Source organism: Caulobacter sp. HMWF025 (assembly GCF_003060965.1).
Taxonomy (GTDB): domain Bacteria; phylum Pseudomonadota; class Alphaproteobacteria; order Caulobacterales; family Caulobacteraceae; genus Caulobacter.
This window is the reverse complement of record NZ_QAII01000173.1, coordinates 6,997-19,257: the sequence shown is the minus strand read 5'-3', so window position 1 is coordinate 19,257 and position 12,261 is coordinate 6,997. Positions and strand designations below refer to the sequence as shown.

Below are 12,261 nucleotides of genomic sequence, written 5' to 3'. Positions count from 1 at the left end.
TGGCCCCGCCGGTCGCGGCGGCTTGCTCGGCGAGCAGGCGGGCCTGGCGGGCGCGCAGCTGCAGGATGTTGCTGCGGGTGATGGCCAGCGCGGCGCGGACCTGGACGTCGTCGAGGCGGATCAGCAGCTGGCCGGCCTGAACCTTCTGGCCTTCCTGGATGTTGATCTCGCGAACCGTGCCGCCGGTCGGGTGCTGGATCTTCTTGACGTAGCTGGCATTGACCAGCGAGCCGCGCGAGATGACGGCTTCGGAGACCTTGGTCAGGGCGGCCCAGCCGCCGAGGATGAACACGAGCACGCCGCTCAGGATGGCAATCAGCCTGAGGTGCTTGTGGATGGACGGGCGGTCTGCGGCAGGTACGGTCGTCATTTGATCGTTCTCGCCGGAGCGGCGGGTTTCATCAGTTGGGCAAGGATCTCGTCACGCGGGCCGAAAGCCTGCTGCCGGCCGTCACGCATCACGAGCACAAAGTCGATGGTCGCGAGAACATTGGGCCGGTGTGCGACGATGATGACCACACCGCCCCTGCTTCGAACACCGGAAATGGCCATATTCAAGGCCTCTTCGCCCTCGGCGTCGAGATTGGCGTTGGGTTCGTCGAGCACCACCAGGAAGGGGTTGCCGAACAGGGCCCGGGCCAGGCCGATGCGCTGGCGCTGGCCGGCCGACAGGGCGGCCCCGCCTTCACCGATCTGGGTGTCATAGCCGTCGGGCAGACGCAGGATCAGCTCGTGCACATTGGCGGCGCGCGCGGCGTCGATGACCTTGGCCGGGTCCGGATTGACCAGGAAGCGACTGATGTTCTCGGCGATGGTTCCGTCGAACAGCTCCACGTCCTGTGGCAGGTAGCCCAGGGCGTCACCGAGCACGGCGGGGTCCCAGCTGTCCAGCTCGGCGCCGTCGAGGCGGACCTCGCCGCGGACCGGCAGCCAGACGCCGACGATAGCCCGGATCAGGGAGGACTTGCCGGAGGCGCTGGGGCCGATGACGCCCAGGCCCTGGCCGGCCGTCAGGTTGAAGCTGACCCCGTCGACCACGACGCGCTTCTCGCCCGGCGGAACGACCGTCACATTGGCGACCATCAGGCTGCGCTGGGGCAGAGGCAGGGCCAGCTGTTCGGGGCGGGCCGGCATAAAGGCCAGCATTTCGCCGAGCCGGCGCCATGCATCGCGGGCCGAGACGAAGCCGCGCCAGTTGGCGATCGACAGCTCGACTGGAGCCAGGGCGCGCGACATCATGATCGAGCTGGCGAACATGACCCCGCCCGAGGCCTTCTGCTCGATGACCAGCCAGGCCCCGATGCCGAGCAGGGTCGATTGCAGCACGACGCGCAGGACCCGCGAAATGCTCGACAGGCCGCCGCCGACATCGCTGACCCGCTGCTGCTTGGAGCCGTATTCGGTATTGGCGTCGCGCCAGCGCTTGCCGAGGCGGTGGCGGAAACCCATGGCCTGCAGGACTTCCGCATTGCGACGGCTTGCCTCGGCCAGACGGCTGCGGCGGCCCAGCATGCGGGCCGCTTCCTCGATCGGGGTCTTGGACAGGTGTTCGGTGAGGGCGGTGAGCGCGATCAGGACGAGGGCGCCGATCGTCGACACAATGCCGATCAGCGGGTGGAACAGGAAGCAGATGCCCAGATACAGCGGGATCCACGGCAGGTCGAAGAGGGCGGTCAGGCCCGGCCCGGCCACAAAGCCGCGCATCTGGTCGAGATCGCGCAGGGGCGAGACCGAGTCATTGGCCAGCTTGGCCCGCAGCGGCAGGCGCGCCAGGATGTCGTAGATGCGCTCGCTGATGCTGTGGTCCAGGGCCCCGCCGATGCGGACCAGGAGGCGCGAGCGGACCACTTCCAGCACGCCCTGGAAGCCGTAGAGCGTAATTGCCAGGACCGCGAGGGCGAGAAGCGTCGGAATGCTGCGGCTCGGAATGACCCGGTCATAGACCTGCAGCATGAAGATCGAACTGGTCAGCGCCAGGACGTTGATCAGACCGCTTGCGAGACCGACGCCCCAGACCGCCGACTTCAGGGCTGCGAGGGCCGCCGAGAGCTCGGACTTGGCACCACTCGACTGCTGGGAAACGCCCGCCACGCCCGCCACTGACTTCTCCTGATCCCTGAACCGCAAAGCCCGTCGGCGGTATTCGGCCAGACAATCGGCTAGGTGAGTTTACAAAGCGATAACAGTGAATGACCGCTTAACTATTTTGCTGAGATGGCCTTTAAAAGCTCAATCAGCAAGGGCTTTATACTGCTGGAGGGCACGGTTACGCGGATGGGCGTGCCGAGTTCGTCCATCATGCAAAGGCTGATTGCGCCGTCGTCAGCCTTTTTCGCCTGGAACTTTACCGCCGGCGGCGAATATTTATCCAGAGCGCTGCTCGAGCCGGGATAGTTCTGCTCTAGAAGCTCTTCCGCACTGGCCCCGAAACGCCGCAGGCCAAGCACAAAGGTGTCCAGCTGGTGCAGGTAGATCTGCAGTTCCTGGCGGGTGCCGTCTTCCGTCTCTATGGCGAACCAGACGTCGCGACCTGAATTGGCCCCGCCGCCATTGGGAAGATTGATGATGCGCTGCCCGCTCAAAGGCGTTCCCCCTGTATCGCTGCCTCGCCCCTACTGCGGACAGCCCCGGGCCTTGGCCTGGGCGAGGGCCGTGTCGAGGCCCTTGAGCCGGAACGTGCTGGCCTTGCGGGCGTAGCGCGGCCGGATGGCAATCTGGGTTGAACCGGCCAGTTCCTGGGCCGGCACGAGAACGCGCCCCTGGCTGGGGTTTTCAAGGCGGGCCAGATTGGTCGTCATGAAGGTATCGAGCGGTGCGACGGCGGTCATGACCGGGCCGTTCGCCACGCGGTAGGTCGCCCGCGAGGTGTCGGTCGAGCTGCGGAACTGGAAGGCCACCTTGCCGCTCTCATAGGCCATGCGACCCTTCGAGAGCCTGCAGGTCGTGACGCCGGTGAAGGAATCCTTGTAGACAATCAGGTTCCAGCCCGCGACGCGCTTTTTCTTGATGCGGGTGTCGGACAGGCTCAGATCCGGGATCGTAACGGTGTGCGGCAGGCGCGGAAGAGGCAGGTGGGGCAGCTTGAAGCCGCCGCTGGTCGCGGCAGCAGCCAAGCCGATCAAGACAATGCTCATGTCCGATTACTCCGAACCGTATGCAACCGATCGATGACGACCCGCAGGAATGAGCCTTGGAGTGCGATGAAGTCTCGGCCCCGTCAATCGAATATCCACTGTCGCAGAACCCTTTCAGCCGAGTTTTGCCGCCGGCTGTCGCAGGGTTTCGGCCTGTTGCCGCTCCTGCCCCTCCTGGGGCTGTTCTGTGTGACGGTGCCGGCCGGCGCGCGCGGCGGCGACAGCGTGCTGCGCCTGACCGCTCGCAAGCCGGTCGAGGCTCCCGCCCAGTGGCAGGTCACCTTCCAGGATCGCGGTGCACGGCCCAGCTATATGGACCGGATGGGGGTCGGGGGCGTCGACGGCGTCGTCCGGGTCGACTGTGCGACGCGACGCTTCCAGCTCGAGGAACTGGTGCTCTATGCCGAGGCGCTGGACCGGCCGCCCCTGGGGCGGATCGGCCCGAGGCCCGGGTGGCGCGCCGCCGGTGACGATACCCTGCTCGGCCGGGTGGTCGAGGCCGCCTGTGCGCCGGGCGCCAAGGTAGTCCCCGCCGGCACTCCGGGGGTCAAGGTCGCAACTGCGCGCCCGCCATCGGTCCCGGTACCGGTCGCCGTGGCGCCGGTCCTGCCATCGCAAGTTGCGCCGCCAGCGGTCGCCATGGCGTCCGCTGCAGGTTCGGTTCGGGCCCAGCTCGGGGCCTTCTCAACCCCTGGCCAGGCGCTCGAGGCGTGGGCCCGCCTCCAGGCTGAGGGTGGCTTCAATCTTGCTGGACTGGCTCCGCGCGTGGAATCCGCCACGGTAGGAGGAAAGGTCTTTCACAGACTTCTGGTCGAGGGTTTTCCGTCGCGACCGGCGGCGCGCGAGCTCTGTGCGGCCCTGTCCGCTCGGGAGCGAGCCTGTTTCGTTCGGGGCTAGCGCTTTTCCCGGGTCAGTTTGCCGGTGACGGGCATGTGCTCGGAGAGCTTCTGAACCGCCCTGGGCCGGGTTGTCCCGCAACAGCACAGATGTGAGCTGATGCACATTGTCGCATGTGCTATTTTGGCTCGTCCCAAAATGGCGCGTGGATCAAACCGGGACCAGTGAGTCTTGTTTTGGGAGCAGCTCAGGACTGTTAATTTGTCCTGAACCTTAAATTCGATCCGTCGAATACTTTCGACTATCTTACTGTCGAATTAGAGAGCCCGCCAAGAGGGGAGCGCCGCTCTCTTTTCAGGCGAGTCTGTGGCTAAACGGTACCGTTTTTGCGTCAAACTTAAATCTCTGCATCCAATGCGCGCTTTCCGCGTATTTTGGTTTATAAACTGTAAATTGTTCGCGCCTGCGTTATTGTCGCGTGGCATAACGCTTGCTGTTTAGCGAACAGCGGATGGCGATTGGCCCGTCCGCAGTTTGGCCGGGGGGTTCCCTGGCTGCGGGGATGTTGATGGGTAATTTCGTAGGCACCGCTGGCGTTGATACCCTCACGGGCACTTCGACCAACGATACGCTGGACGGAGCGGCGGGTGCCGACTCCCTCATCGGCGGCCTGGGCGATGACCTGTACATCATCGACAACGCCGGCGACGTCGTCGTCGAAGGTGTCGGCGGCGGCTACGATACCGTCCAGACCTCCAGGTCCTGGGTGGTGACGGCCGGTGCCGAGATCGAGCGCGTCACCGCGACCGGCACGGCGAGCCTGAATATCACCGGCAACCTGTTCGCCTCGCTGCTGGAAGGCAATTCGGCGATCAATACCCTCGATGACGGCGGTGGTGCCGACACGATGAGGGGTATGGCCGGCAACGATACCTACGTCGTGCGCAGCGCCGGGACCATCGTGATCGAGAATGCCGGCGAAGGCACCGATCTGGTCCGGACCACGATCTCGGCGTATGCCCTGACCGACAATGTCGAGAACCTGACCTATATCGGGGCGGCCAGCTTCTACGGCACCGGCAACACCCTGGCCAATGTGATCACCGGCGGTGCCGGCAATGACACGCTGGACGGTGGCGCGGGTGCCGACCGTCTGGTCGGCGGTCTCGGCAATGATGTCTACTATACCGACAGCGCCAGCGACACGATCACGGAGAACGCCGGCGAGGGGTACGACACCCAGATCACCAGCCTGGTCAGCGCCCTGGCCGCGGCCAACATCGAGGCCCTGGTCTACAGCGGTACCGCGGCGTTCACCGGCTACGCCAATGCGGCCGGCACGGCCGTTACCGGCGGCATCGGGGCGGACAGGCTCATCGGCGGTGTCGGCAACGACACCCTCGACGGCGGCGTTGGGGCTGACACCCTGACGGGCGGCACCGGCGATGACGTGTTCATCATCGACAACGCCGGTGACCGGGTCACCGAAAGTGCCAGCGGCGGTTTCGATACCGTCCGGACCGGTCTGGCCAGCCACACCCTCGCCACCGAAGTCGAGGCCCTGGTCTATACCGGTGCCGGTGCCTTTACCGGGATCGGCAACGCGTCGGCCAACCGGATCACCGGTGGCGTCGGTAATGACTCCCTTACGGGCGGCAGCGGTGACGATACCCTCGACGGGGGGCTGGGTGCCGATACGCTGGACGGCGGCACGGGCAATGATGTCTTCGTCGTCGATCACGCTGGCGATGTCGTGGTTGAGCTGGCCAGCGGCGGCAACGACCTGGTGCGGACCACCCTGGCGACCTACACGCTCGGCAGTGAACTCGAGTCCCTGACCTATACCGGCGCTGCGGCGTTCACCGGCACGGGCAATACCGCGGCCAACATCCTGACCGGCGGGACCGGCGCCGACCGCCTGTTCGGGCTCGGCGGAGCCGATACCCTCACGGGCGGGCTGGGCGATGACGAGCTCGACGGCGGGACCGGTGAGGATATTGCCGTCTATGCCGGCCCGCGCGCCCGCTACACGGTGACGCCGGACGGGAGCGGCGGCTTCTACGTCCAGGATACCAGCGTCACGGGTTCCGAGGGGCGCGACCGCCTCGTCGGGATCGAGCGTCTGCAGTTTTCGGATGGCCTGGTGGCCATTGCCGATGCCGCGACGGGGGCCGTGCTGCAGGGTACGACCGGAGCCGACACCCTGGTCGGGGGCTCGGCGGCGGATACCTTCATCGGCCTGGCCGGCAATGACGTCATCCAGGGCGGGGCCGGAGACGACCTGGCGGTCTATTCGGGCGCACGCGCGGATTACTCGGTCTACACCGACGCGGCCGGCGGCACCTATGTCCTGGACCGACGGGCCGGTGGCGCGAACGAGGGCCAGGATTATCTGACGGGCGTCGAGCGCCTCCAGTTCAGCGATGCGACCTTTGATCCGGCCACGACGGCGACGGGTCTTTATCTGACGTCAGGCGCGGCGGCCGAAGGTCTCGTCGGAACGTCCGGAGCCGACCTGCTGATCGGCGGCGGCGGCGACGATACCCTCAGCGGCGGCGACGGCGTGGATATCGCGGTCTATGCCGGCCCGGCGTCGCGATACATTGTCTACAGCGACGGGACGGGCGGCTTCTATGTTGACGACCAGACCGGCGTCGAGGGTCGCGACCGGCTGATCTCCATTGAAACCCTGCAGTTTGCCGATCAGTCCGGTGACATCGCATCCTATGCCCAGGGCCTGATGCTGGTCGGCGGCGCGCTCGCAGACCAGCTGTCGGGATCCTCGGGCGATGACGTCCTGGTCGGCGGCCTCGGCGCGGACACCCTGCTCGGCGGAGCCGGCGTCGATACGGCCATCTTTGCCGGTGCGGCTTCGCGCTACACGGTCTATGCGGCGGGCTCGGTCTATTTCGTCCGCGACGGCGCCGTCTCGGCCAACAGTGGCGTCGACCAGGTCTCGGGCATCGAGAAGCTCACCTTTTCGGACCGCTCCGGGACGATCGAAAGCTTCGCCAGCGGCGTTGCGCTCGTCGGATCCGGCAATGCCGACACGCTTGTGGCGACCGCAGGCCAGAACCTGTTCGTCGGCGGTCTGGGTGATGACACCCTCACGGGCGGCAGCGGTCTGGATGTTGCGCTCTATGCCGGGCCGGCCTCGCGCTACACCGTGCGGCCCGACGGTTCGGGCGGCTACTATGTCGAAGACAATCAACTCGGCGCGGGGAGCGAAGGTCGCGATCGGGTTTCCGGTATCGAAGCCCTGCAATTTTCGGACGGCGTCTTTGATCCGCGCAGCCTGGTGGTCGCGGGAACGATCGTCGGCGGGGCCGGGGCCGACACGCTGGTCGGCTCGGCCGGCAATGACGTTCTGAACGGCGCTGCGGGCGACGACACGGCGGTCTATGGCGGAGCGCGGGCGCGCTACACCGTCGTGCCGGACGGCACCGGCGGCTTCCGCGTGATCGACAGCCTGGGCAGCCCGGCTGGAGACGGATCCGACGCCCTCACTGCGGTCGAATGGCTGGCCTTCTCGGACGGCGTTGTCTCGGCCAATGCGACGGCCCAGGGCGCGTATCTGACCGGCACGGCCGGCAATGACGTGATCATCGGGGCCGCCGGCGCCGACACCCTGGATGGCGCCCCTGGCGAGGACTCCCTGATCGGTGGCCTCGGCAATGACGTCTATATCGTCGGCAACCCGGCAGACCGGGTTACCGAACTCGCCGGCGAGGGTTTCGACGAGATCCGTTCGGCGGTCAGCTATGTCCTGGCCGCCGGCGTCGAGGTCGAGCAACTCACCCTGACCGGGACGTCCAGCCTGGCCCTGACGGGCAACAGCCTGGCCAACCGCCTGACCGGCAATGACGGGGCCAATACGCTGGACGGCGGTGCCGGTGCCGACACCCTGGCCGGCGGCAGGGGCAATGACGTCTATGTCGTCGACAATGCCGGCGACGTGGTGACCGAACTGTCGGGCCAGGGCTCTGACACCATCCGGACCACGCTGACGACCTACACCCTGGGCGCCAATATCGAGAACCTGACCTTTACCGGAACCGGGTTCTTCAACGGCACCGGCAACGACCTGGCCAATGTTCTGACGGGCGGGATCGGTCCGGACACCCTCGCGGGCGGTCTGGGCGACGACACCTATGTGATCCTCAACAGCGCCACCAAGCTCATCGAAGCCGCTGGCCAGGGGATCGATACGGTCGTGGCGTCGGTCACCTATGTGCTCGCCGACAACATCGAAAACCTCCGGATGTTCGGTACCGGCAGCAACGGCGCGCGCCTCACCGGCGTCGGCAATGCCATGGCCAACACCATCACCGGCGATGCCAACACCCAGGTGATTTTCGGTCTGGGCGGCAATGACACCCTGACCGGCGGCGCGGGGGCCGATGAGTTCGTCTTCGGTCTCGGCTCGGGCGCGGATGTCATCACCGACTTCACGACCGGGGCCGGTGGCGACAAGCTGCGGCTTGAATATTCCAGCATGACCTCGCTGGCGGTGGTCCAGTCGAACATGCAGCAGATCGGGTCCGACGTCCTGCTGACCCTGTCGGCGACGGACAGCATCCTGCTGCGCAACACCACGATCGGATCGTTCACGGCTGAGAACTTCAGCCTGACCCTGGACCGCAGCAATCTGGTCCTGTCGTTCGACGAGAACTTCGACAGCCTCAGCCTGACCAACGGTGTCAGCGGCACCTGGCAGACGTCCTATGGCTATCGCGGCGCGGGGCCGCTTACCAGCCGGACGCTGCAGGCGACCGGCGAGCAGCAGCTCTATGTCGATCCGGCCTATGCCGGCACCAGCGGGTCGAGCCTCGGGCTCAACCCGTTCTCGAACACGGACGGTGTGCTGTCGATCAAGGCCAGCCTCACCCCGGACGCCCTGAAGGCCGACCTCTATAACTACAACTATCTGTCCGGCCTGCTGACCACCCAGACCTCGTTCAGCCAGACCTATGGCTATTACGAGATGCGGGCCAAGCTGCCGGCGGCCTCGGGCGCATGGCCGGCCTTCTGGCTCCTGCCGTCAACGGGCAGCAATCCGCCGGAGATCGATATTCTGGAGGCCCGCGGTGCGGATCCCAACAGCAGCTATCTGACCCTGCACGACATCTATCTGAACGGTGGCGTGGCCAGCGATATCGCCTACACGCCGGGCGCAGCGAGCGAGTTCCACACCTACGGGCTCCTCTGGGATAACGATTTCATCATCTGGTACATCGACGGCACCGAGGTCTACCGGCTCGCCACGCCGGCCGACCTGCACCAGCCGATGTACATGCTGGTCAATCTCGCTGTCGGCGGCAATTTCGGCGGCACGACCAACCTGGTCGACGACGCGGCCCTGACGGCCACCTCCTTCGATATCGACTACATCAAGGCCTATTCCATCCCGGGCGTGACGGTCGCCAATCCGGGCAACGGGGTCCTGATTGACGCCACGGCCAATACCGGGGCCTTCGGCGGCAACGGCAACGACACCATCCTCGGTGGTGCCGGCTTCAACCTGCCGTTCGGCGGCAATGGCGACATCTTCGGCGGCAACGGGGTCGATACGGTCGTCTATACGAACGCGGCCAGCGCATACACGGTCCTGAGCGACGGGCACGACGGCTACTTTGTCTATAGCCACCAGACGACCGGCGGCGCCGACCACCTTTCGGCGGTGGAGCAGATCCAGTTCCTCGACCAGGCGGGCGTCCTGGCCGATATCGCGTCCGGTTTCTATTTCCAGGGCACGCGGATCGGCGACACCCTGACCGGCAGTGCCGATCACGACATGCTGTTCGGCTACGGCGGCTCGGATGTCCTGAACAGCGGCGGCGGCGACGACACCCTGCTGGGCGGCAACGGCAACGACACCCTGGATGGCGGCGCGGGCGTCGATACCGCTGCCTTCGCCGGAACCCGGGCCCAGTATGCGATCTATGCCGACGATGTCGGCGGGTTCTTCGTCAGCGACATCAGCAGCGGCGCGCCGGACGGCTACGACTATGTCAGCAATATCGAGTTCCTGCGGTTCAGCGACCGCACGATCTCGGCCGCCGAGGCTCCGGGCTACTACAAGGCCGGCACGAGCGGCGCAGACTTCCTGCCCGGCACCTACGGTCACGACACCCTGTTCGGCGGGGCCGGCGACGACACGCTCTATGGCGGCGATGGCAACGACGTTGCAGTCTATACCGGTACCGCTGCCGACTACGCGGTCTATCGCAGCGGTCTGGGCGGCTATTTCGTGGTCGACCGGCGCGCCGAGGGTGAGGGTTATGATCACCTGATCTCGATCGAAAAGGCCCAGTTCTCCGATCTGACGGCCGACCTCGAGAGCCTGGCAATCGGCAACATCGCCGATGGTGGCGCGCTGGACGACAGCCTCGTCGGGTCCGAAGGCGGCGACCTCTTCCAGGGGCGCGGCGGTGCCGACACCCTTCTGGGCAACGGCGGCGACGACACCCTGCGCGGCGAAGGCGGCGACGACCAGATCGACGGCGGCGACGGCGTCGACAGCGCACTCTATGCCGGGCCGCGCTCGGCCTATGCCGTCTATGGCGACGGCACCGGCGGCTATTATGTCCGGGATCTCTCCAGCGGTTCGGCCGAGGGCATGGACCACATCACCGGTATCGAGAGTCTCGTATTCTCAGACCAGACCGTCGATCCGGCGGCGACGGCCACCGGCCTCTGGCTGACGGGCACGGCCGCGGCCGAGACCCTGACGGGCGGCACCGGCGACGACGTTCTGACCGGCGGCCTGGGAGACGACACCCTCATCGGTGGCGACGGCATCGACACGGCGGTCTATGTCGGCGTGGCGGCGGACTACGGAATCGTCAGCGACGGAGCCGGCGGCTTTATCGTGACGGGCGCCGAGGGCAGCGATCTGCTGACCGGCGTCGAATTCGTGCAGTTTGCCGACCAGCGCATCGAGCTCGAAGACGACGACGGGTCTAAGACCCTGACCGGGACGTCGGGCGCTGACAGCCTTGTCGGGGAAGACGGTAATGACACCCTGATCGGCGGCCTCGGTGACGACACCCTGGTCGGCGGCGCGGGCAGCGACACGGCCCGCTTCAGCGGCACCCTGGCGGGCTCGACCGTCTATAGCGACGGCACCGGCGGCTATGTTGTCAGCGGTACGGACGGCCTTGATCGCCTGCAGGGCGTTGAACAGCTGGCCTTCGATGACCAGACGGTCGAAGCCGCAGCGGCGGCTTCGGGCCTGTGGCTCGAAGGCACCGCCTCGGCCGAGACCCTGACCGGTGGCAACGGCGACGACGTCCTCACGAGCGGCCTCGGCGACGACAGCCTGGTCGGCGGCGCGGGCAGCGACACCGCGCGGTTCAGCGGCACCCTGGCGGACTCGACGATCTACAGCGACGGCACCGGCGGCTACATCGTCAGCGGCACAGACGGCTTCGACCGCCTGCAGGGCGTCGAGCGCCTGGCCTTCTCCGACCAGACCGTGGATGCGGCGACCGCCGCCTCCGCCCTGTGGCTCGAAGGCACGGCCTCGGCCGAGACCCTGACCGGCGACGCCGGCGACGACGTCCTGACCGGCGGTCTCGGCGATGACAGCCTGGTCGGCGGCGCAGGCACGGATACGGCCCGCTTCAGCGGCACCCTGGTAGCCTCGACGGTCTACAGCGACGGGACCGGCGGCTACATCGTCAGCGGCACAGACGGCTTCGACCGCCTGCAGGGCGTCGAACGCCTGGCCTTCTCGGACCAGACGGTCGATGCAGCGACCGCCGCCACCGCCCTGTGGCTGGAAGACACGGCCTCGGCCGAGACCCTGACCGGCGGCAACGGCGACGATGTCCTGACCGGCGGTCTGGGCGATGACAGCCTGATCGGCGGAGCCGGTACCGATACGGCCCGCTTCAGCGGCACCCTCGCGGCCTCGACCGTCTACAGTGACGGCACCGGCGGCTTCATCGTCAGCGGCACGGACGGCTTTGACCGCCTGCAGGGCGTCGAGCGCCTGGCCTTCTCGGACCAGACCGTGGATGCGGCCACCGCCGCCACCGCTCTGTGGCTCGAAGGCACGGCCTTGGCCGAGACCCTGACCGGCGACGCCGGCGATGACGTCCTGACCGGCGGTCTGGGCGACGACAGCCTGGTCGGCGGTGCCGGCACCGACACGGCCCGCTTCAGCGGCACCCTGGCGGCCTCGACCGTCTACAGCGACGGCACCGGCGGCTTCATCGTCAGCGGCGCGGACGGCTTCGATCGCCTGCAGGGCGTTGAACGCCTGGCCTTCTCCGACCAGACGGTC

Annotated in this window: 6 protein-coding genes; 2 read left to right on the top strand and 4 right to left on the bottom strand. The window is 66.8% G+C overall.

What is annotated here, in order from left to right; all coding sequences use genetic code 11:
• From DBR10_RS18075 to DBR10_RS18060, 4 genes are all read right to left on the bottom strand, one after another.
• On the bottom strand, positions 1-370 hold a 370-nt coding region (locus DBR10_RS18075; protein WP_158273175.1), incomplete at its 3' end, for a biotin/lipoyl-binding protein.
• Entirely contained in the window at positions 367-2,091 is a 1,725-nt protein-coding gene (locus DBR10_RS18070) for a type I secretion system permease/ATPase (protein WP_108556558.1), read from the bottom strand. The genes DBR10_RS18070 and DBR10_RS18075, both read right to left, overlap by 4 nt.
• A gap of 110 nt (positions 2,092-2,201) precedes the next feature.
• Positions 2,202-2,582: a hypothetical protein gene (locus tag DBR10_RS18065; protein ID WP_108489760.1), complete on the bottom strand. Its 381-nt coding sequence runs from the start codon at positions 2,580-2,582 to the stop codon at positions 2,202-2,204.
• Between the two features lie 30 nt (positions 2,583-2,612).
• Positions 2,613-3,134, bottom strand: a complete 522-nt coding sequence (locus DBR10_RS18060; protein WP_108489759.1) for a hypothetical protein — start codon at positions 3,132-3,134, stop codon at positions 2,613-2,615.
• 156 nt (positions 3,135-3,290) lie between these two features.
• On the opposite strand from DBR10_RS18060, the gene DBR10_RS18055 reads away from it, so the two are divergent.
• Complete coding sequence (locus DBR10_RS18055; protein WP_158272252.1) at positions 3,291-4,031, top strand: SPOR domain-containing protein; 741 nt, start codon at positions 3,291-3,293, stop codon at positions 4,029-4,031.
• A 508-nt stretch (positions 4,032-4,539) separates the two neighbouring features.
• Positions 4,540-12,261, top strand: a 7,722-nt coding sequence (locus DBR10_RS18050; protein WP_199225364.1) for a family 16 glycosylhydrolase, incomplete at its 3' end; no start/stop codon positions are given.